General features: G+C 47.1%; 17 protein-coding genes and 1 pseudogene. 6 read left to right on the forward strand and 12 right to left on the reverse strand.

What is annotated here, in order from left to right:
• Positions 1 to 185: 185 nt before the first annotated feature.
• A complete protein-coding gene (gene yhbY, locus MON40_RS08920) occupies positions 186 to 470 on the reverse strand; it encodes a ribosome assembly RNA-binding protein YhbY (protein ID WP_003760073.1) in 285 nt (94 codons plus the stop codon).
• 108 nt (positions 471 to 578) lie between these two features.
• Between yhbY and MON40_RS08925 the strand changes: the two genes are divergently transcribed.
• The 3 genes from MON40_RS08925 to recB all read left to right on the forward strand — a co-directional run bounded on the left by MON40_RS08925 (position 579) and on the right by recB (position 7,321).
• Positions 579 to 1,199: an RlmE family RNA methyltransferase gene (locus MON40_RS08925; RefSeq protein ID WP_003777754.1), complete on the forward strand. Its 621-nt coding sequence runs from the start codon at positions 579 to 581 to the stop codon at positions 1,197 to 1,199.
• A 64-nt stretch (positions 1,200 to 1,263) separates the two neighbouring features.
• Entirely contained in the window at positions 1,264 to 3,255 is a 1,992-nt protein-coding gene (ftsH, locus tag MON40_RS08930; protein WP_003777751.1) for an ATP-dependent zinc metalloprotease FtsH, read from the forward strand.
• A 424-nt stretch (positions 3,256 to 3,679) separates the two neighbouring features.
• Positions 3,680 to 7,321 carry an exodeoxyribonuclease V subunit beta gene (recB, locus tag MON40_RS08935; protein ID WP_003777749.1) on the forward strand — a complete coding sequence of 1,214 codons (3,642 nt, stop codon included), beginning with the start codon at positions 3,680 to 3,682 and terminating at the stop codon, positions 7,319 to 7,321.
• Positions 7,322 to 7,713: 392 nt separating this feature from the next.
• On the opposite strand, the gene MON40_RS08940 is transcribed toward recB, so the two are convergent.
• The 6 genes from MON40_RS08940 to tssK form a co-directional block, all read right to left on the reverse strand.
• On the reverse strand, positions 7,714 to 7,932 hold the full coding sequence (locus MON40_RS08940) for an HP1242/YdcH family protein (RefSeq protein ID WP_003760086.1): 219 nt from the start codon (positions 7,930 to 7,932) through the stop codon (positions 7,714 to 7,716).
• Between the two features lie 588 nt (positions 7,933 to 8,520).
• Complete coding sequence (tssH, locus tag MON40_RS08945) at positions 8,521 to 11,343, reverse strand: type VI secretion system ATPase TssH (protein WP_003777748.1); 2,823 nt, start codon at positions 11,341 to 11,343, stop codon at positions 8,521 to 8,523.
• 71 nt (positions 11,344 to 11,414) lie between these two features.
• A complete protein-coding gene (locus tag MON40_RS08950; protein WP_003760091.1) occupies positions 11,415 to 11,903 on the reverse strand; it encodes an Hcp family type VI secretion system effector in 489 nt (162 codons plus the stop codon).
• 71 nt (positions 11,904 to 11,974) lie between these two features.
• Entirely contained in the window at positions 11,975 to 13,615 is a 1,641-nt protein-coding gene (locus MON40_RS08955) for an OmpA family protein (protein WP_242925878.1), read from the reverse strand.
• Positions 13,616 to 13,633: 18 nt separating this feature from the next.
• Positions 13,634 to 14,293: a DotU family type IV/VI secretion system protein gene (locus MON40_RS08960; RefSeq protein WP_003777744.1), complete on the reverse strand. Its 660-nt coding sequence runs from the start codon at positions 14,291 to 14,293 to the stop codon at positions 13,634 to 13,636.
• A 1-nt stretch (position 14,294) separates the two neighbouring features.
• Positions 14,295 to 15,641 carry a type VI secretion system baseplate subunit TssK gene (tssK, locus tag MON40_RS08965; RefSeq protein WP_003777742.1) on the reverse strand — a complete coding sequence of 449 codons (1,347 nt, stop codon included), beginning with the start codon at positions 15,639 to 15,641 and terminating at the stop codon, positions 14,295 to 14,297.
• A 168-nt stretch (positions 15,642 to 15,809) separates the two neighbouring features.
• Here tssK and tssB point away from each other — a divergent pair, with 168 nt between their 5' ends.
• The 3 genes from tssB (at position 15,810) to MON40_RS08980 (ending at position 19,224) form a co-directional block, all read left to right on the forward strand.
• On the forward strand, positions 15,810 to 16,307 hold the full coding sequence (gene tssB / locus MON40_RS08970) for a type VI secretion system contractile sheath small subunit (RefSeq protein ID WP_003760099.1): 498 nt from the start codon (positions 15,810 to 15,812) through the stop codon (positions 16,305 to 16,307).
• Between the two features lie 40 nt (positions 16,308 to 16,347).
• Positions 16,348 to 17,877 carry a type VI secretion system contractile sheath large subunit gene (gene tssC, locus MON40_RS08975; protein WP_003780432.1) on the forward strand — a complete coding sequence of 510 codons (1,530 nt, stop codon included), beginning with the start codon at positions 16,348 to 16,350 and terminating at the stop codon, positions 17,875 to 17,877.
• Between the two features lie 339 nt (positions 17,878 to 18,216).
• Positions 18,217 to 19,224 (forward strand): IS5 family transposase, encoded by a 1,008-nt coding sequence (locus MON40_RS08980; RefSeq protein WP_242925879.1) that lies wholly within the window; start codon positions 18,217 to 18,219, stop codon positions 19,222 to 19,224.
• A 176-nt stretch (positions 19,225 to 19,400) separates the two neighbouring features.
• Here MON40_RS08980 and MON40_RS08985 read toward each other — a convergent pair.
• From MON40_RS08985 to MON40_RS09005, 5 genes and pseudogenes are all read right to left on the reverse strand, one after another.
• Positions 19,401 to 19,526, reverse strand: a pseudogene (locus MON40_RS08985) (IS5/IS1182 family transposase); the annotation flags it as partial.
• A gap of 62 nt (positions 19,527 to 19,588) precedes the next feature.
• The gene (guaA, locus tag MON40_RS08990) at positions 19,589 to 21,154 is read right to left on the reverse strand and encodes a glutamine-hydrolyzing GMP synthase (protein ID WP_039862888.1); all 1,566 of its coding nucleotides are present in this window, start codon (positions 21,152 to 21,154) and stop codon (positions 19,589 to 19,591) included.
• A gap of 126 nt (positions 21,155 to 21,280) precedes the next feature.
• Positions 21,281 to 21,619, reverse strand: coding sequence for a hypothetical protein (locus MON40_RS08995; RefSeq protein ID WP_003760104.1), 339 nt, complete (start codon positions 21,617 to 21,619; stop codon positions 21,281 to 21,283).
• A gap of 178 nt (positions 21,620 to 21,797) precedes the next feature.
• Positions 21,798 to 22,244 carry an SsrA-binding protein SmpB gene (smpB, locus tag MON40_RS09000; protein ID WP_003760109.1) on the reverse strand — a complete coding sequence of 149 codons (447 nt, stop codon included), beginning with the start codon at positions 22,242 to 22,244 and terminating at the stop codon, positions 21,798 to 21,800.
• A 166-nt stretch (positions 22,245 to 22,410) separates the two neighbouring features.
• The gene (locus tag MON40_RS09005; protein WP_003777738.1) at positions 22,411 to 23,055 is read right to left on the reverse strand and encodes an LURP-one-related family protein; all 645 of its coding nucleotides are present in this window, start codon (positions 23,053 to 23,055) and stop codon (positions 22,411 to 22,413) included.
• Positions 23,056 to 23,059 lie beyond the last annotated feature (4 nt).

Raw genomic sequence — 23,059 nt, forward strand, 5'->3', positions numbered from 1 at the left:
TATAGCCAATCCGCAGCTTTAAAAACTGCGGGTATGTTCCCATTGACAGTAATCAATCTCAGAGAGTTTATCGATTTTCCTGATTTTACGAGCGCATAACAAAAACACTTGGTAAGAGTCATAAATATTTTCAGACGACCTTTTGTACATCTGTCCTTAAGATGTCTGAATATGCTCTTGAAGAATCAAACCTCCAAGTTTTTACGCCACAACACCAACAGTTTGCCGATATGCTGAACCAGTTGCGCATCGACGGCTTCGCACAATGCATTGCAAATTTCAACGCGCTCGGCGCGGTCGTCGCCGAATACACGGACTTTGATTAACTCATGCGCCGTCAGGGCGGCATCGGTTTCTTTGATAACGGACTCGGTCAAACCTTGCTGTCCCACCATTACAACAGGATGAAGGTGATGGGCGCGGGCTTTCAATTCCAAAATTTCTTTAGTGCTTAATTTATTGTCAGTCATGTTCTAGTGCTTGAAAAGAAAGAATAATGCGGCATTGTACGCGATTTGGCGCAATCTCGGGGGAAAATAACGTACAATACGGCGTTTCTCTAAATCATTAAATAAATTATGGCAGTACGTTCAAAATCATCAAAAGCCTGGCTTCACGAACACGTCAACGATCATTACGTCCACATGGCGCAAAAAGACGGCTATCGTGCCCGCGCCGCATATAAACTGCTGGAAATCAACGAAAAAGACAAATTAATCAAACCCGGCACGGTTTTGGCGGATTTAGGCAGCGCGCCGGGCAGCTGGTCGCAAGTAGCGGCAAAACTGGTCGGCAATTCAGGGCGCGTGTTCGCATTGGATATCCTGCCTATGGATGAAATAGAAGGCGTTTCTTTTATTCAGGGCGACTTCAGGGAGGACGAAGTATTAGCGCAATTTGAAACCCTGCTGGACGCCCGCCCACTAGACCTTGTAATTTGCGATATGGCACCCAATATGTCGGGTAACGCCATAACCGACCAAGCCCGCAGCTTTTACTTGTGCGAACTGGCTTTGGATTTTGCCGCCAATCATTTGAAAACGGGCGGCAGCTTTTTGGTGAAGGTATTTCAGGGAGCGGGCTATCAGGAATATATGGCAGCCATGCGCGAAATCTTCGGAACGGTGCAGACGCGCAAGCCCGAAGCATCACGCAATCGTTCCAGTGAGATTTATTTATTAGGAAAAAATAAACGCTGACAATACAGGCAGCGTGTTTTAAAATCTTCCTTTCGTTTATCTTAATATCATGGAGTCTGGCTAAGTGGGGAATACCTTTAAGTCCATCCTGTTATGGGTCGCTTTGTGCGTCGGTCTGATGGCTGCGTTCAACGCACTGACCAGCAAGCAGGAAAACAAGCAGCAAATCGAATACTCTCAATTTATCCAACAGGTAAACAACGGTGAAGTGAGCAACGTCAAAATCGAAGGCTCCGCCATCATCGGCTATCTGATCAAAGGCGAACGTACCGATAAATCCACTTTCTTCACCAATGCGCCTTTAGACGATAATTTGGTCAAAACGCTTTTGGACAATAAAGTCCGCGTCAACGTTATCCCTGAAGAAAAACCGAGTATCTTTACCAGCCTGGTTTTCAGCCTGCTGCCGGTATTGCTGCTGATTGGTGCATGGTTCTACTTCATGCGTATGCAGAACGGCGGCGGTGGCAAGGGCGGCGCATTCTCTTTCGGTAAAAGCCGCGCCCGCCTGATGGACAAAGAAACCAATAAAGTTACCTTTGCCGATGTTGCCGGTTGTGATGAAGTAAAAGAAGAAGTACAAGAAATCGTTGATTATCTGAAATCCCCCAACCGCTATCAAAGCTTGGGTGGTCGCGTTCCGCACGGCATTTTGCTGGCAGGAAGCCCGGGCACCGGTAAAACTTTGCTGGCAAAAGCCATCGCAGGCGAAGCCGGTGTGCCGTTTTTCAGCATTTCAGGCTCCGACTTTGTTGAAATGTTCGTCGGCGTCGGTGCAAGCCGCGTGCGCGATATGTTTGAACAAGCGAAGAAAAACGCCCCTTGTATCATTTTCATTGACGAAATCGACGCTGTCGGCCGTCAACGCGGTGCCGGCTTGGGCGGCAGCAACGACGAACGTGAACAAACCTTGAACCAACTTTTGGTCGAGATGGACGGTTTTGAAAGCAATCATACCGTTATCGTCATCGCCGCAACCAACCGTCCCGACGTACTGGATCCGGCATTGCAACGCCCAGGCCGCTTCGACCGTCAGGTTGTTGTTCCGCTGCCCGATATCCGCGGTCGCGAGCAAATCCTGAAAGTCCACGCGAAAAAAGTACCTTTGGACGAATCCGTAGATTTGACATCATTGGCACGCGGCACACCCGGCTTCTCCGGTGCGGATTTGGCCAACTTGGTCAATGAAGCCGCCCTGTTTGCAGGCCGCCGCAACAAAATCAAAGTTGACCAAAGCGATTTTGAAGATGCCAAAGACAAAATCTATATGGGTCCCGAACGCCGCAGCATGGTAATGCACGAAGACGAAAAACGTGCGACTGCCTACCATGAAGCAGGTCATGCAATTGTTGCCGAAAGTCTGCCGTTTACCGATCCGGTTCACAAAGTGACCATTATGCCGCGCGGCCGTGCGCTCGGTTTGACTTGGCAGCTTCCCGAACGCGACCGTATCAGCATGTATAAAGACCAAATGCTGAGCCAATTGTCGATTCTGTTTGGCGGACGCATTGCCGAAGACATCTTCGTCGGCCGTATTTCTACCGGCGCATCCAACGATTTCGAACGTGCCACCCAAATGGCGCGCGAGATGGTCACCCGTTACGGCATGAGCGATAAAATGGGCGTGATGGTTTATACGGAAAACGAAGACGAAGTATTCTTGGGACGCAGCATTACCCGTTCCCAAAACATTTCCGAAAAAACCCAACAAGAAATCGACGCAGAAATTCGCCGCATCTTGGATGAGCAGTATCAAGTAGCTTACAAAATCCTTGATGAAAACCGCGATAAGATGGAAATTATGTGTAAAGCCTTGATGGATTGGGAAACCATAGACCGCGATCAAGTGCTGGAAATTATGGCAGGCAAGCAACCCAGCCCGCCTAAAGACTACAGTCACAATCTGCGCCAGGACAATCCGGAACAATCTGAAACCAAAGAGGCTACACAAGCTCCGGAAGCAATCAGTCAGCATGAACCTGCTTCCACAGAAACAGCTCAAGAGCCAACTGTTAAAGCCCAAGAGTTATCTGACAAACCGGAAGACCAAGCTTAATCGCACAAAAGAAAACGGCAGCCTAAAAGCTGCCGTTTTTTTGTTTGCCTCACCCTATTTTAGGGCTGATATCAACAATTATAGTGGATTAACTTTAAACCAGTACGGCGTTGCCTTGCCGTAATATCTGTATTGTCTGCGGCTTCGTCGCCTTGTCCTGATTTATAGTGGATTAAAATAAAAATGAGACAAGGCGGCAACGCCCGCCGTGTACGGGTAGTACATAAGGGCGTTAGCAACGCCGTATCATTGCAATTTTAATCCACCATAAATTTAATCCACTATAAATCCAACGGAACGCAACCAAAAATCGCAAGCCTGCCATACAACCAAGCCAAAGCCCGTTTTCACTCCAAGCTCCCCACCGTTTTCAGACGACCTCTGCTATGATTACGCCTTCTGTCCGTACTTCCCTCCTTTTATCATGCCCGCTAACGCCTCCATTCCAGCATTCGATCCCCTAAGCATCCCCATAGCAGGTACCAATCTGATTGAAGCCTCTGCCGGCACGGGCAAAACCTACGGCATTGCGGCTTTGTTCACGCGCTTGGTCGTGCTTGAACAGATGCCGGTCGAAAGCATTTTGACCGTTACTTTTACCAAGGCGGCAACGGCGGAATTGAAAACCCGTTTGCGCGCACGTTTGGACGAAGTATTGCAGGCTTTGGAGAGCGTGGAGGATACGGACAATCTTTCAGACGACCTTGAAGCATACTGCCGAGACAATCATCCGGGCGATGTGTTTCTGACCGGTTTGCTCAAACAGGCATTGGCTCAAGAAAGTCGGGCGCGGCTGATTGTCCGCCTCAAGGCTGCCATCGGGCAATTCGACAACGCCGCGATTTATACCATTCACGGCTTCTGCCAACGCATTTTGCGCGATTATGCATTTTTGTGCCGCGTGCCTATGGATGTTGAGTTGACCGAAGACAACCGCGACCGCCTGCTGATTCCCGCTCAAGATTTTTGGCGCGACCGCATCGTCAATCATCCCGTTTTAGCGAAGTTGGTATTCCAACGCCGCCAAACGCCGCAAACCATGTTGGCGGCAATACAAAAGTTCGTCAGCCGTCCGTATTTGGTTTTCAGACGACCCGAAGCAGACTTAATCGCCGCGCAGGAAAACTTTCGGAAAACATGGGAAAAAGTGCGTTCCAAACTGGACGCTTTGGAAGAAACATTCTGGCGCATCCGTCCGATATTAAATGGGCAATCCTATCAAGAAAAAACATTCAAGACCGTCTTTCTCGAACTCCACTCCGCCTCCCAATCCGATGCCCTTCCTTCTTTTAGCAAAACGACGGCAGAAAAGCTGCCCATGTTTGCCGTAGAAGCTTTAGCGTCCAAAGTCAAAAAAGGCAATACTCCCGATGCTGCCGCCTTTGCCGATTTGCAGATATTGGCGAATCTCGGCGCGGATTCGGCTGCCATCGCGCAAGCCGAAGAAGAGACGCTTACCCTGCTCCACCTCGACCTGCTCGACCATCTTAATGCCAGTCTGAACGAACAGAAAAAATCCAAGCGCGAACGCGGTTTCGACGATTTGCTGCTTGATGTTTACGACGCATTAACCGACAACCCGCAGGCCGATTCACTGGCTCAGGCGGTAGCTCAAAACTGGCGAATCGCTTTGATTGACGAATTTCAAGACACCGACCCGCTGCAATACGAAATCTTCCGAAAAATCTTCATCAGCCAAAACAAGCCTTTATTCTTAGTCGGAGACCCGAAACAAGCCATTTACAGCTTTCGCGGCGCCGACATTTACGCCTATCTGCAAGCCGCAGCAGACGCGCAACACAGCTACACGCTGGCGACCAATTACCGCAGCCATGCCAAGCTAATTAACGGCATAGGCGCATTGTTCCGCTGCAAAAACCGTCCTTTCGTCTTAGACGGCATAGACTATACCGAAGTCGGCGCCGCACGTTCCGAAAGCCGGCTTTCGCCGCCCCAAACCGCCATACAGATACGCTGGCTCAACGGCAAAGACGACGAAGTGCTCAACAAAGACATCTTGCGCCGCCGTGCCTCCGAATATTGCGCCGACGAAATCGCCCACACGCTCAACGAAGCTGCCGAAGGTCGTCTGAAATTCAAAAACAGACCGGTCGTTTCAGGCGATATTGCCGTCTTGGTCAGGACGTTTAACGAAGGCGTGATGATAGCAAAAGCGCTGAAAACGCGCGGCATACAAAGCGTTTTACTCTCAAGGGAATCGGTTTTCACCACGCCGGAAGCCCTCGCCCTTGCCGCGCTGTTGGATTATTGGCTCAATCCCGGACAAATCGGCTCGCTGCGCTTCGTCTTATCCGGCACATTGTTCGGCTACGACGCGCAAGCCTTGTATCAACTCAACCACAACGAAGCCGAATTATTAAACTGGATAAACACCTCCGCCGAATCCGTTGCCATTTGGCGGAAAAGCGGGATTTATGCCGCGCTGCAACACTTCTCCTCGTTGCACGGCATCGAAACCGAATTGCTTGCACGCGGCGACGAGCGCGGCCTCACCAATTTCCATCAGCTTTTAGAGTGTCTCTCCGAAGAAGAAGGACAAAGCCTCAGTCCCGCTGCCCTACATCAATGGCTCAACGACCAAATCAGTCTGGCGCAAGACCGATCTGTCGGCGAATCAGGGCTGTTACGGCTTGAAAGCGACGAAGCACTGGTCAAAATTGTCACCATGCATGCCTCCAAAGGTTTGCAATATCCTTTGGTCTATTGCCCTTTCGTTTGGGACGCGAAAGACATGAAGCCCGCCGATTGGCAAATCCTCCACACCGCCGACCACACCACGGAACTGCTTGCCAAATCGCAACTCAACGATGAAGACCGTATCCACCTTGCCGACGAAGAAATGGCGGAACGCCTGCGCCTGCTGTACGTCGCGCTGACCCGTGCCGAAGAGCAGCTCGTCCTTTATGCCGCCCATTGCGGCGATACCGCCGATTCCCCTTTCGCCTACCTGCTTGAAGGCAGCACCGACAGCAATCAGGTGTCTACCCGCCAAGCTTATGAACAAGAACGCAAAGCAAACAAAGCCCTAGGCGAGCTGCAAATGCTGAAAAACAACTGGCTGCGTTTCCTCAAAAATCCTCCCGAACATACCGACTTCAGCTTTTCCGAAGACGCGCCGCAACCCGCTGCCGCGCAAAACCGCCATCTTTCAGACGACCTCTATCAAGCCGCCGTTATCCCCGCCCGCGGATTTCAGTTCATCCGGCATACCAGCTTTACCGGCCTCAGCCGCCAAGTCAAAACCCGAGACGACGAACGCGAAGAATTACAACCCGCACTCGATCCCGCAGAAACCGCCGCCGAAACAGAAAGGTCGTCTGAAACCGCCCTCCCCGTTTCAGACGACCTCCCGAATACCGACATCCACCATTTCCCGCGCGGCGCCAACGCTGGCGTCTGCCTGCATGAAATGTTGGAAAAATTCGACTTTGCCCAAAGCACCGAAAGCCAAAGCAGCCTGATAGCCGAAACCTTGACCCGCTACGGCTTCGACCTACTCTGGACAGATGCCGTCAAACAAATGCTCGACACCTGCCGCAAAACGCGCCTTGTTGCACAAAGCCTGTCTGAAATCCCACCCGAGCGCCTCCTTCCGGAAATGGGATTTACCCTCTACACCGAAGACTTCAAACTCCATGACCTGCGCCGCTGGTTTGCCCGCGAAAACAGTTCACTGCCGCCGGAATGCATCGAAGCCGCAGAAAGATTAGATTTCCAAGACGTACAAGGTTTTCTCAACGGCTTCATCGACATGGTCTGCCAAGATTCAGACGACCTTGTGTGCATCATCGATTACAAATCCAACCATCTGGGCGACAGCGCCGAAGCCTATACGCAACAAGCCATGAACGAAGCCGTAGCAGACCACCACTACTACCTGCAAGCGCTCATCTACGCCATCGCCGTGGCCCGCTATTTCAAACTGCGCGGCAAACCGTTACCCAAAATCGCCATCCGATACCTCTTCCTGCGCGGATTGGACGGCACGGACAACGGCATCTGGCAATGGGACTTGGATACCGAATCCTTAGCACAATGGCTGTAAATGGAATGGAAAAGGTCGTCTGAAAATATACGCGCAAGCGTTTTCAGACGACCTTTACTTGGTGTTCATAATATAGTGGATTAAATTTAAATCAGGACAAGGCGACGAAGCCGCAGACAGTACAGATAGTACGGAACCGATTCACTTGGTGCTTCAGCACCTTAGAGAATCGTTCTCTTTGAGCTAAGGCGAGACAACGCCGTACTGGTTTAAAGTTAATCCACTATACGTGCAAGCGTTTTCAGACGACATTTGCTTTGTATTCATGCAATAAACCAGCACCTGTTTATTGTCTGTACTTCCCTTGCCTTATCCCGTCCTACGTTTCATCCGCAAACAAAAAGGTCGTCTGAAATCCCGATATCGGTTTCAGGCGACCTGAGAAACTCGAATTATTTGCCTGCTGCTTTTTGCAGAAGAGCGTACAACTCGTCTTTCAGTTTCAATTTAGCTTTTTTCAGCTCTTCGATTTCTTCAGAGCCGCTGGTAACAGGGTTGTTTACCAAACCGGTAATTTTGTCATCCAGCTCGTTATGCTCATCAAACAATCGTGCAAAATGCGCATCTTCTTGTTTTAATTTTGAAATTAAATCGCGATATTCTGGAAACATTTTGTTTTCCTCTTTCGTTAATATGGATAAAACGGCGCAATGCCAAGAAACTGATGGAAATCTCTATAGTTTCATTATAACAAAGCTATCGCTTTTATTCAGCCTTTTTTATCAGGCTGAGTCTGAGCGATATCAAACCCATTCGTTCGTAGAACAGCTTTTAAATATCCGTGTTTTGACACAATATAAAGAAAGTAACAAGACATTATTTTCTCAATATTTATCAATACACTGCATAAAACCCGATTAAGCCCGCAATCCCAATATAGTGGATTAACTTTAAACCAGGACGGCGTTGCCTCGCCTTAGCTCAAAGAGAACGATTCTCTAAGGTGCTGAAGCACCAAGTGAATCGGTTCCGTACTATCTGTACTGTCTGCGGCTTCGTCGCCTTGTCCTGATTTAAAGTTAATCCACTATATAATGGGTTTCAACAATACGTTAGCTATAAAAAGTCGTCTGAACTAAGAAAAGCTTTTTTTCAGACGACCTTTCTAATGACTCTTGGGATGCGTTATCAATAAAGTGAAAGATTAATGAAGATCGTCTGAACAACATAATGATTTCAGACGACCTATTCTCTTCCCATTATTCAAATAAAACGTCTATACCATCTTCGCCCAACTCCAATTTTGCATGTTCAGGCATATGCCCTGCGGTTTGCTGCCATTGCAAAAAGCTTTGCGCGATAGCAGGCATGACTTGGCGGTTGAGCAAATGGTCGATATTGCGTGCGCCGCTGTCGCCGGTAGTGCAAGAATCAGCCAGAAGCGCTGCAAAATCTTCGCTGTAACTGAGGCGTGTTTGATGGGCTTCGTACAGTCGGTCAGCAATTTTGTCCAGCTTCAGTCTGACGATTTGAGCCAATGCCTCTTTTTCCAACGGACGATAAGGAACAACCTGCATACGCGCCAACAGAGCAGCTTGGAAATGGTCTGTCAGTATCGGACGAATCGCTTCTGCCAACTCTTCCAGACTGAATTCAGGCGTTTCATCGGTTTCAACAGGGTCGTCTGAAACGCAGGCGTTTTCAGACGAGCCATCAGGCATTTGTGCAGAAAGTTCGACTTCAGTGTCCACAATCTGCTCTTCTTGCACGTTTTGCTCTTTACCCTCTTCTGCAACAGCTTCTTCTGTTTCTTCAGGTTCTTGCGGTTTCAGCAATTGGGTCAATTCGTTCGCACCCAAGTTTGACGTCATCAGGATAACGGTATTTTTGAAATCGATTTCCCGACCTTCGCCGTCACGCATCATGCCTTTGTCAAAGACTTGGTAGAAGAGATTGAGAATGTCTTTATGGGCTTTCTCAACTTCATCCAATAATACGACGCTGTAAGGTTTTTGACGTACTGCTTCGGTCAAAACGCCGCCTTCGCCATAACCGACATAACCCGGAGGCGAGCCTTTGAGTTGGGAAACGGTATGCGCTTCGCGGTATTCGGACAGGTTGATGGTAATCAGCGATTTTTCGCCGCCGAACAGCGCATCTGCCAAAGCCAGCGCCGTTTCTGTTTTACCTACACCGGACGGACCGCTCAACAGGAATACGCCCAATGGGGAATCGTTGGTTTTCAAACCGGCTTTAGCGGCTCTCAAACTTTGCGCGATAGCATGAATGGCTTCACTTTGCCCAACCACGCGTTTCTCAAGCAGGCTTTCCAGTTGCAGCAGGTTTGCCAGTTCGTCTTTGAGAACGCTGCCTGCGGGGACGCCCGTCCAATCGGCAATAATATCGGCGATTACGGTCTCATCAACGCTGGTGAAAATCAACGGTTTACCGGCGACAACGGCATCAAGCTGTTGCTGTTTCTCGGTCAGACTGTGTTGCGCGGCTTGTCGCTCTTCAGAAGTCAATTCTGTATTCTTGGCAGCTTCCATCAAGGATTGGATTTCATCCGCCAATTGTTTTTCTTCCTGATATCGGCGGTTCATTTCTTCGCGCTCTTCATTCAATTGGGCAATCTCTTGCTCAACTTGTCGAATGTTATCTTGCTGCGAAGCATTCAGACGACCTAATTGCTTGTCGGCATCCAATGCTTCCAGCTCGCGCTGCAGTGAAGAAATTTGGGCATCCATCAAACCGAAAATATGAGGCACGGTATCCAAACTCATACGGACGCGTGCGGCTGCCGTATCCAACAAATCTACGGCTTTGTCCGGCAGTTGGCGGCCGGTAATGTATTTTCGGGAAAGTTGTACGGCTGCGATGACGGCGGAGTCCTGAATATGGACTTTATGGTAAGCGGCATAACGTTGCTTCAAACCGCGGAGCATGGTGAATGCAGCCTCATCATCGGGTTCGTCAACTTTGACCATTTGGAAACGGCGTTCCAACGCGGCGTCTTTTTCAAAGTATTGTTTGTATTCGCTCCAGGTTGTCGCTGCGATGGTACGCAATTCACCCCGCGCCAAAGCCGGTTTTAAGAGGTTGGCTGCATCCGCGCCGCCCGCGCTGTTTCCGGCACCGATTAATGTATGCGCTTCGTCGATGAATAATAAAACGGGTTCTTCAGAATTCTGAACAGCCTCGATAACATTGCGCAGGCGTTGTTCAAATTCACCCTTCACCCCCGCACCCGCTTGCAGAAGACCTAAGTCCAACACTAATACTTGGGTGTTTTCCAATACCTTAGGCACCTCGCCTGAAGCGATTTTCAATGCCAGACCTTCTACCAATGCAGTTTTACCGACACCCGGTTCGCCAACCAAAATAGGGTTGTTTTTGCGGCGACGCGATAAAATATCCATCATTTGACGGATTTCAGTTTCACGTCCAAATACAGGGTCAATACCGCCCTGAGCGGCTTTTTCAGTCAAATTGACGGTAAAACGTGCAAGCGCATCGTTTTGTCCTGCTGTAGCGGTTTGTTGGGGTTTAGATTCTGCTGAAACTGTATGCTGACCTTCTTCTGAAGCCGGCTGCGCAAATGTATTATTCTCACCTTCGATAGAAACCTCGTCCAACCAGGTTTTCAGACGACCTATCTGTGTTTCAGTCAGGCTTAATAAGGGCCATGCTTCCTGCGTCATCAGACGGTAAGGAGATTTCAGCAATGCCTGATACAGGAAAGCTGAACGGATCTCAGATGCACCTTCGTCACTTGCCAACAACCATGCATCCGACAATAAACTAATCAATGATTTAGACAAAGAAGGATTACCACGAACATTGCGTGGAAGTTTGTCCATCGTACTCAACAAAGGATTCCAAATATTTTCTAAATCAATTTCGTAACGCCTCAATAAGGCATTAACGTCTCCATCCCCTAGTTCGAGCAATTTGATAAATAAATGGTCAACCGTAATTTCGGCATGACCTCGTGTTTGACATAAGCCGGCTGCAGCTTCCATCGCCTGCTGACAATGCGTGTTCAGACGACGTAATAATAATGCTTGATCATGTGCAGACATTTGATATCCCTGATGTAAAAATGTGTTATAAAAAAGTGCTACCTTTATCAGGCAGCACTTTATGTGGATTATTAAGCGCGGCTTTCGTTCCAGCTGTCGGAATGAATGATGTTTCCGTCTTTATAAGTCCAAGTGATTTTTTCGTAACGCAATTCAACGCGTTCCAAGTGATTGTAACGTTCACGAGCAGGATCTTTGATGTTGTGCATTACAGGACCCACTGCTACAACTTTAACGTTGTCCAGTTTGGTATTGAAATACTCTTTCTCTTGACCGGAAGCGTCAATTTGGTACCACTTGATTTCTACTTCTTTCAAAGTTTGACCAGTTGTTACTGCTTTGTACAGGTATGGTGAAGAAGCATCGTATTCTTTGAACAATACGATAGGTTCGTGAACGCGAGTACCTGTCAGTTTGCCGGTATTGGCATCCGTAGGAATACGGACATTGTGCAGAAACTCAACGATTTCAACGCTGTCTTCGCGACCATTGACGTCAACAGAACCTTTAATAACGGAACCGCCATCGTCTTTCAACCACATATAAGCAGGAATTGCCATATTTTTACTCCTTAGTTTTATTGAAAACGCCTTAAGTTGTGAGGCTTAAAGCAACTTGTGCTGCATTAAATTTACTGTTTTACAGCCGGAATCAGTATGATCTCAACCCTACGGTTTTTGGCCTTACCTTCTTCCGTCTGATTATCTGCAATAGGCTTGGTATCACCCAATCCTTTAACCTCAAACCGACTCTCCGGAACATTAGAAGAGATAACCAACCAATCTTTGACCGATTGAGCACGCTTTTCTGATAACTGCTGATTAGAAACAGGATTTCCAACATTATCAGTATGTCCTTCAACTAAAATTCGTGTATCAGGATGTGACTCGATTGCTTTTAATGCACCAATCAATGCTTTATTGGCATTATTTTTTAGTTCAAACTGACCTGTTTCAAACAAAGCCAAGCTGTCTAAAGTAATAACTACAGGTTTCACAGGTTCCGGTTTTATCGGTTTTGGAGGTGGAGGATCTTTCGGCATTAAGGCTTTTAACTTTGGAATATATAAATCCGCACGATATAACCCTAATCCTAAATGTGCTGGTACACCCTCATCACGGTATTTCTCAAGCAATTGCAAATCCTGCTTTAGCAATACCAAATGTTGTTGCCGCTCATTTGAATTTGCCTCAGACCGAACATTTTCTACATGCCGGCTGATTTGTTCTATTAAACGGCTATTGTTTTTCATAGAGAAAAACGAAGCAGATAAAAAACCTAATGCACAAACAGATAATACTTTAAAAAGTATATCAATAGCATGATTTTTATGATAAACGGTATATTTATCTGACAATTCGGTATGAATATATTGAAATTGATTACCTTGATAATTATTAAAAGAATGGATTAACCCTTGTGTATTCTTAGAAATATAAGTTGCCCATACTGATTTGGCTTGGCAGTCTCCATCGTCAACTACGCTTAAGCTGCGCACATCGACATATTCCCACCCCCCGTCTGTACGATTCAACAATTGCTCCTCGACGCAATTGAGTGCCTCGATCAGCCATATATATTGACAGCCGTTTGATTGTTTATTTTGCTGTAAAAACTCAATAGACAGACTTTCTTTAAAATCAGTAAAAAACTGATTAATATTTAATACATTCCATCTGCCTTGAGTTTTTAAGGCAAAAAATAGCTCTCTTTTATCTGAAGACTCTTTGAAAAGAAAGGGAGCACGAATAACAAAACTTACAGGTATAGATATACCCATCTTTTTTTGCAAAAACAATATATTGCGCAACCACCCCCGCATAACCATAGATACATCGGCATTTATGGCGGGAGACAACACCAGCTCTATGCTAAGTGAGATTTGTTTACGGGCTATATTCTGAAGCAGATTCCAAACTACAGTGTATAAATGTTCTGGATTAAAAATATTTATATATACTGTGTCATCATACCTCTCGACTAAATTCGACATCTTCACTGCAGAATCAGGCATACGTAAAACGTAACGCCCAGTAAATCCAGTATTATTTAATTCTGTCGCAATTTGCTGCCAAACTTCTGAACCAATACTGATATTTTCCTTGTTCTTACGCTGCCTGATTAACCAAGCACAAAATATAGCAACAATTGACAAAGCTAGAATACCGCCTTTCAGCATCCAACTAGCTTGCCAATATATTGCCAATACATAAAACAGTATAAGCTCAACTACTATAAAAATAATGAAAGACGAGAGCTTTTGATAAGTCATTATGAAATTACTCTAAATTTATAATGCTTGAGTTTGTTCAACCAAAGTATCCAGATAGTATCCAAATGCAAAATAAGCTACTACTACAATAACAGAACAACAGATAAATACCCATATCGGACTAATCGTCAGCAAACTCTTAAGAGGCATGCTTTTACGATCAACATAGAATATTTGCCCATCTTGAGTTACCGCATTGCTAGACAACCCAGCAACCATTTTTTTCAAGCTATTTTGTGAATTTTGAAGAGCCATTTCATCTAAAATATAACGTCCCTTGAAGCCCAAATTGATTACACTCAAATATGCCTCAGCGATCAAAGAATTGGCACTGCCTGTTTTGCACAGCTTTTCAATTTTGTCGCACAATACATCGCCTGCATTGTATGATTGGAAGAAATGTACTTGCATGGGATTCATTTCCCACACTTCTCGATCACTTCCTTGCAAATTCTGCAATGCAACCTCATCCAAAAGCGCACACTGCGCATAAGAAATCTCTTCAATCTCCTCTGCACTACGACCAGAGCTTGCTAAATTCTTTCTTAAATTCTCTACCAAAGTTTTGCCATACTCATACCATGTTGAGGCATGCTCGGGACTAAAACCTGCCGATAATGCGGATACGGTCAAAGCAGTATCTCTTAATTCACTTCGAATCAATGGATTATGGTTCATATTAAATACTCACTACTGCAAACAAGCTTAAATGTAAATTGGGTATAGATGTTGGAACGTAAATACTACATACCTGCGATTGCATCATTCTTGAAAATGCCACATGCCGTTTGTCTAATCTGAAGTAAACATTATCCATTCGGAACGGCAAACCAGGAGGGGTTTGATTCAACAACTGCAAAGGCACTCCCATTACTGCCGTATTGATAACGCGTTCCACGTCTTCAGGTGCACCAATTTTGCTAACCAATGGCAATTGCTTCTGCAATTCAGCAAAAACAACGGAATCAGAATGTGCCGAGATATAAAACTCCGCATTATCATCAATTCTGCTGTCAAATATCTGCGCTCGCCAATGTGTGGATTTTGTATGTTCTAACGACAATTCGATGACAGGCGATGGAATGACTTCATCTAACAGACTGCGGATTTTCAACTCCAAACGGTTGAAGGTTCCAAACAGATCAAAATGATCGTATGGTTCCATCTCATTCACAGATTCACTCACCCTGAATGTGTACAACATACCAAGTAAACGAACCAAGAGCTTATAAAGCTCCTCTGGATGTTGCTGCGGGTAATCATTCAAATGTTTCAATTCAGGATAAATCGTATTTAATCCGTGCAAGAACCAGAACAAGGTCGAGTCAGACACAGAAAAATCGACCGTATTTTCACTACGCGCCCGGCGGCGGGCAGATAAGTTATCTATACGGGACAACACCAGCAAAGTGATTCTATTCAGACATGAAAGTAAAACTTCCGAACCTGTAATCGACAATAATGGAGGGATGTAGTCTTTAGACCAAATCAATGCTCCATTCTCGTTTTTTTCCACTACGCCGATGGGGCATGTAATGTAATCGTCATTATCCTCGAAATCAAAACGAATTTGTAAATTTAATTGCTCAACGGCAAGTTCTGCCTCCTCAGCGGAAAATAAATCCTCAACTTGCTCGAACTTTTTCACAAACCGTCTGGGGGTATTTCCAGCCCCGTTTTCATCCACCAAATTCGGTACATGCGCTTGATAAACCGGGAGAGCCAGCAACACTGTATTTCGCGCTCTCATAGGCAGGCTATTAATATCACGAACTTCAACAGAGCCACTGCCCGACTGCAAGTCGATTAGAGTTCCGTCCGGCAGGCAGGCCTGAAGCTCATTCAATTTAATTTTTCCTAATTCAAGCGTCTGCTGGTCGAACTCGCAACGAAAACATCCCCACCTGAATTCACCCATCAATTTTATTACTGTTGCATAAATGTAACTATTAAAAACGTTTTGTTGTTGGAAGTGCTGAGGAGAGAGCAAGACACCCTCTTCCCATAATGGTTTATGAAATTTCACTGTTTATACCTTTTAAATACCTTTTGTCAGATAAATTTTGAATGCAATAGACAACAGTATACCTAACATTTATACTATTTAGATAGAAATATATCCAAATTTAGTATTTATATTTCATTTGAAACGAAAGATTTTCCCTTCAACACATAACAGAGAATAGGATTAGCCGTGAGCAAAAGTTTCCAAAACGAAGTTCCACCTTCACGTATCAATATCAAACTAGACCTCCATACCGGAGGCGCACAGAAAAAAGTCGAGCTTCCGCTCAAACTTTTAGTCACCGGTGATTACAGCAATGGTCAAGACAAACGCGACCTTGCCGAAAAAGAAAAAGTCAATATCAACAAAAACAACTTTGATTCCGTATTGTCCGACTTCAATCCTAAAGCCAACCTGACTGTGAAAAACACCCTCTCTCCTGCCGGCGGCGAGATGAACATCAATTTGAATTTCAAATCTATGCGGGATTTCCATCCGGAACAAATTGCACAAAATGTTCCCGAGCTGCGCGCTTTATTGGCTATGCGTAACCTGCTCCGTGACTTGAAATCCAACCTGTTAGACGATTCTGCATTCCGTCGCGAACTGGAAACCATCTTGCGTGACGAAAATCTGTCTGCCGAACTGCGCGACCGCCTCGAAAAAATTGCACCTGTTAACAAATAAAACACAAGGTCGTCTGAAAACACCCGTAAGGATTTAAAATATGCAAAAACGCCAAGAAGCCCAAACAACCGTTATAGAACAAGAAAACACAGCCAGTGTTTATGAAACACTGTGTCAAAAAATCAACTTAAACGCCGTCGACTCCGTCATCGATATCGAACAGTTCCAAAGCGCCGAAAAAATGTCCGAAGCCTCTGCGGATGAACGTATCGCAGCAGCGGTCAGCGTATTTTTAAAGATGATTCAGGACTCATCTCAAAAAGTAGAACGCCTCGACAAAAGTCTGTTGGACTACCACATCGCACGCATTGACGAACAGCTCAGCCGCCAATTAGATGAAATCCTCCATAACGAAGAATTCCAAAAAATCGAATCTGCATGGCGCGGTCTGAAATTCTTGGTTGACCGTACAGACTTCCGTCACAATGTTAAAATCGAAATCCTCGACGTCTCCAAAGAAGACTTGATTCAAGACTTTGAAGATGCCCCTGAAATTGTCCAAAGCGGACTGTATCGCCACACCTATAGCAACGAATACGACACCCCGGGCGGCGAACCTATCGGCGCAGTCATCTCCAACTACGAATTTGACCGCAGCCCGCAAGACATGGCTTTACTGCGCAATATTTCACGCGTCTCCGCCTCTGCACACATGCCATTCATCGGCTCTGTCGGCCCATCTTTCTTCGGTAAGGAAAGCATGGAAGAAGTCGCCGGCATTCAGGACTTGGCGAACTATATGGACCGTGCCGAATACATCAAATGGAAAAGCTTCCGAGAAACCGATGATGCGCGCTATATCGGCCTGACCCTGCCCCGCTTCCTTGCTCGTCTGCCTTACGGTAGCGATACAGTTCCTGTACGCAGCTTCAATTACGAAGAACAAGTTAAGGGCACCGAACACGATCGTTACTTATGGGCAAACGCATCCTTTGCCTTCGCTGCCAACATGGTTCGCAGCTTCATCAACAACGGCTGGTGCGTTCAAATCCGCGGACCACAAGCCGGCGGTCTAATTGAAGACTTGCCTATCCATATGTATGATTTGGGTACCGGCAATCAAGTAAAAATCCCTACCGAAGTCCTGATTCCCGAAACCCGCGAATTTGAATTTGCCAATTTGGGCTTCGTACCGCTGTCTTTCTATAAAAACCGCGATTACGCCTGCTTCTTCTCGGCCAACTCAACACAAAAACCTGCGCTCTACGAAACCAAAGAAGCAACGGCAAACAGCCGCATCAATGCCCGTTTGCCTTACGTTTTCCTGCTTTCCCGTCTGGCTCACTATCTCAAGCTGATCCAACGCGAAAACATCGGTACAACCAAAGACCGCCGTATGCTCGAACTGGAATTGAACACTTGGATCAATACATTGGTTACTGAAATGACAGACCCAAGCGACGAGTTGCAGGCAACACATCCTCTGCGTGAAGCCAAAGTCTTGGTTGAAGATATCGAAGACAACCCCGGCTTCTTCAAAGTCCGTCTGTTTGCCCGTCCTCACTTCCAAATCGAAGGCTTGGATGTGAACCTGTCCTTGGTATCTCAAATGCCGAAAGAGAAAAAATAAACCCTTGAATAACGGTATCGCATGATTTGTCTTCCATATATTCATGCAATGAATCATTAAGACAGCAGAGCCTTAATCGTTTACTGCTGAAGACAATCTAAAATGATGCTGGACTCAAGCGGTCGTTCTGTATTTGCTACATGAACGACCGCTTTATTTTTTGGCAAATGAAATTCATTAGGACGACATCGCGTTTTCTCCTTATATAGTGGATTAAATTTAAATCAGGACAAGGCGAGGTAACGTCGTCCTGGTTTAAAGTTAATCCACTATATTGAGACCTTTGCAAAATTCCCCAAAATCCCCTAAATTCCCATCAAGACATTTAGGGGATTTTCCATGAGCACCTTCTTCCAGCAAACCGCACAAGCCATGATTGCCAAACACATCGACCGCTTCCCATTATTGAAGTTGGATCAGGTGATTGATTGGCAGCCTATCGAACAATACCTGAACCGTCAAAGAACCCGTTACCTTAGAGACCACCGCGGCCGTCCGGCCTATCCCCTGTTGTCCATGTTCAAAGCCGTCCTGCTCGGACAATGGCACAGCCTCTCCGATCCCGAACTCGAACACAGCCTCATCACCCGCATCGATTTCAACCTGTTTTGCCGTTTTGACGAACTGAGCATCCCCGATTACAGCACCTTATGCCGCTACCGCAACTGGCTGGCGCAAGATGACACCCTGTCCGAATTGCTCAAACTGATTAACTGCCAACTGGCCGAAAAAAACCTAAAAGTAGAGAAAGCATCCGCCGCCGCCGTTGACGCCACCATTATTCAGACCGCCGGCAGCAAACAGCGTCAGGCCATAGAAGTCGATGAAGAAGGACAAGTCAGCGGCCAAACCACACCGAGTAAAGACAAAGATGCCCGCTGGACAAAGAAAAACGGCCTCTACAAACTCGGTTACAAACAACATACCCGTACCGATGAGGAAGGCTATATCGAGAAACTGCACATCACCCCCGCCAATGTCCATGAGTGCAACCATCTGTCCCCTTTGTTGGAAGGTATTGCCGAAGGCACGACCGTCTATGCCGACAAAGGCTACGACAGTAAGGAAAACCGGCAACATCTGAAAGAGCATCAGTTGTTAGACGGCATTATGCGCAAAGCCTGCCGCAACCGTCCGCTGACGGAAGCGCAAACCAAACGTAACCGATATTTGTCGAAGACCCGTTATGTGGTCGAACAAAGCTTCGGTACGCTGCACCGTAAATTCCGCTACGCCCGAGCAGCCTATTTTGGTCTGTGTAAAGTGAGTACGCAAAGCCATCTGAAGGCGATGTGTTTGAACCTGTTGAAAGCGGCCAACAGGCTAAGTGTGCCTGTTGCTGCCTAAAAGGTGGCCTGGATGCCTGATTATGAGGCGTCCGGGGAGGATTAAGGGGGCATTTGGGTAGAATCGGGAGTGATTGGGGCGGAAACAGCCGAAAACCTGTGTTGGGGTTTCGGTTGTCGGGAGGAGGGCTTTTTTGCAAAGGTCTCATATTATCTAAATGCACTTCAGCCATCTCATTGTTCCATTATTCTTTTATATAGTGGATTAACTTTAAACCAGTACGGCGTTGCCTCGCCTTGCCGTACTATCTGTACTGTCTGCGGCTTCGTCGCCTTGTCCTGATTTAAATTTAATCCACTATAAAAACCAAAAGGTCGTCTGAAACCATTTCAGACGACCTTTTTATGCGTTTATCTCTTTACTTTTATTCCCACTCGATCGTGGCAGGCGGTTTGCCGCTTACATCGTAAACCACGCGGTTGATGCCTTTGACTTCGTTGATGATGCGGTTGGACACGCGGCCGAGCAGCGAGTACGGCAGTTCTGCCCAGTGTGCGGTCATGAAGTCGCTGGTGATGACTGCGCGCAACGCGACGACGTAGTCGTAAGTGCGTCCGTCGCCCATTACGCCGACGGATTTTACGGGCAGGAACACGGCGAAGGCTTGGCTGGTCAAGTCGTACCAAGATGTGCCGTTTTCGTCGGTGGTGTTGCGCAATTCTTGGATGAAAATGTCGTCCGCTTGACGCAGCAAGTCGGCGTATTCTTTTTTCACTTCGCCCAAGATGCGCACGCCCAAACCGGGGCCGGGGAACGGATGGCGGTACACCATTTCACGCGGCAAGCCCAAAGCGACGCCCAGTTCGCGCACTTCGTCTTTGAACAAGTCGCGCAACGGCTCAAGCAGCTTGAGTTTCATGTTTTCAGGCAGGCCTCCGACGTTGTGGTGCGATTTGATGGCGTGGGCTTTTTTGGTTTTCGCGCCTGCGGATTCGATTACGTCGGGGTAAATCGTGCCTTGCGCCAGCCATTTGGCGTTGGTGAGTTTTTTTTCTTCAGCATCAAATACTTCGATAAATTCCGCACCGATGATTTTGCGTTTTTTCTCGGGATCGGTAACGCCGGCGAGTTTCGCCATGAATTGCTCTTCGGCATCGACATGAATCACTTTCACACCCAAATTGCGGGCGAACATATCCATCACCATTTTGCCTTCGTTCAGGCGCAAAAGACCGTGATCGACGAACACGCAAGTCAGTTGGTCGCCGATGGCGCGGTGAATCAGCGCGGCGGCTACGGAAGAGTCCACGCCGCCCGACAGACCCAAAATCACTTCGTCGCTGCCGACCTGTTCGCGGATTTTGGCAACGGCTTCTTCGATGTAGTTCGGCATCGTCCAGCTGGGTTGCGCGCCGCAGATGTCCAAGACAAAGCGGTTCAACAGGGCGCGGCCTTGTTTGGTGTGGGTCACTTCCGGGTGGAATTGGATGCCGTAGAATCGTTTTTCAACGTTTTCCATCATGGCAATCGGGCATGACGGAGTATCGCCGATCACAGCAAAGCCGTTGGGCAGTTTGGATACTTTGTCGCCGTGGCTCATCCATACGTCCAGCGTATTCGGCGCGTCGTCGTAAATATCGCGTGTCAGTTCGCTATCGATGGTTTTGACTTGCGCGTAACCGAATTCGCGCTGGTTGCCGGGCTGAACTTCGCCGCCCAAGTGGTGCGCCATAAACTGCATTCCATAGCAGATACCCAAAACCGGAATACCCAAATCAAAGATGCCGGTATCGGCTTGATAGTCGGATTCGTAAACGGAATTGGGGCCGCCGGAAAGGATGATGCCTTTCGGATTGAAGGCTTTGATTTCGTCCAAAGGCATGTCGAAAGAATGCAGCTCGCAGTAAACATGAGCCTCGCGCACGCGGCGGGCGATCAGCTGGGTAACTTGCGAACCGAAGTCGAGGATGAGGATTTTGTCTTGGGTCATGGCGGAAACTTTGCAGAGTGATAGGGAACGGTCTGACTGTTTCAAAACGGGATTCCGATAACAAAACAGGTCGTCTGAAAACGGCGGATTATACCATTTTCAGACGACCTTTGCAGAGAGAGGGGCTTAGTTATCCTGCTGTTTATGCTGCTTATAAGGCACCATATCGCTGCGCGAAAGCAGCAGCAGGCAGCCCAGTACCATCATTCCCAAAGCAACCAGCGGCGAATAACCGAGCCAGTATTGATTGTGCAGATATACCGCCGCGCCGATATACACCAGCAGCGGGCCTGAAACGATAGACTGCTTGTTGACACCGTCCATCACCAAAACCGCAATCCCCGCCAGCACCATACCGGCGGACACGATGGTCGAAGTTGCGGGCAGGATGTCCGTCGTTTTCAAAAACCAAACGGCACCGAAGATAATCAAAAACAGCGGCAGGAAAAGCGAAGAGCGGGACATGGCGTTACTCCGTAAAATTTCAGACGACCCTGATTATTGGGTCGCAGGGGTCGTCTGAAAAGCCTGAAGAAAGCAATCTTGGGTATGTTTTTGCAAACATAGGGCTTGATGTGTAAAAAGCAGATACAAGTTTGCAGCAGCATCGGCGCCCAGCGTTCCATTCACGCTGTTATCAGTCTCAGCGCACATTTTTCATCAAACGTTGTTTTTCGCGTTTCCAGTCGGCTTCTTTCAGGCTTTGGCGTTTGTCGTGTTGTTTTTTACCCTTCGCCAGACCGATTTCCATTTTGATTTTGCCGCGCGTAAAGTGCAGGTTCAACGGGACGATGGTATAACCCGCACGCTCGGTTTTACCGATGAGCTTGTTGATTTCGGATTGCTTGAGCAAAAGCTTGCGCGGACGGACGGGGTCGGGTTTGACGTGCGTCGAGGCAGTCGGCAGCGCGGTAATATGGCAGCCGACCAGATAAAAAGCGTCTTTTTTCCAGTAGATATAGCTTTCTTTCAGCTGCACCCGTCCGGCGCGGATGGCTTTGACTTCCCAACCTTCCAATACCAGGCCGGCTTCGAGTTGGTCTTCGATAAAGAAGTCGTGAAAGGCTTTTTTATTATTGGCAATACTCATTATTTTGATTCTTCTATACTTTTCAGACGAGCTATTTTATCAGCGCGTCCTAGAAATGAAAATGTTTGAATGTGAATGGATGCGATAAACCTTGAGCGGCCCTGTCCTCAAAATCAAATGCCCGACATTTCATCCGCAAGCCTGCCTTAACGCTATACCGCCCTGTTTATCCTTTATTTCTCTCCATCAACAAAAACAACATCACCGAATTCAATATCAAGATATCGTCGTTCAAACTCGCTTGGGCTTCTTTGTGCAGGCTGAATTTCCCTTCCCATAACGCCCTCAATTTCTTCAAGCGGTACACCAAAGTCCCGTCGGGTCGGGTAATCAAATAAGTAGGGTTGAAAAAAAGACCCGTCAGCGAACCCAGATAAGGAATCTGCCCTGCCATTTTGTCCAATACTGCCACCCACGGATTTTTTTCACGGATATGGAAAAGCAGCTGATCTTCCGCATCCGTCACCTGATAGCTGGTGCGCCAAAGCGACCCGACGCCATCATGCACCACTTTCCCCAACACCTTGCCGGAGGCATCTTGGATGATATAGGTCGCACCAAAATCAATAATCTGTTCCGAATGAATGGTGAATACGGGCGTATCCTGATTGCGATTAGGGAAAACATTAATCAACTCTTTGAGTTTAAACATTTTCTGCCGCGTATAAGCGATTTCGTTACCCGCTTCGTCTTTGACAAAAAAATCATTGGCAATGGATAAAAGTTTGAAATTGAAATAAAGCGGAAAGCGCAGACTTTTGGTTTCATGAGAAGCGCTCATGCTTTCATACATTTTTATATAATCAATCATCAGA

It is taken from the genome of Neisseria macacae ATCC 33926, assembly GCF_022749495.1.
In the GTDB taxonomy this organism is placed as follows: Bacteria; Pseudomonadota; Gammaproteobacteria; order Burkholderiales; family Neisseriaceae; genus Neisseria; species Neisseria macacae.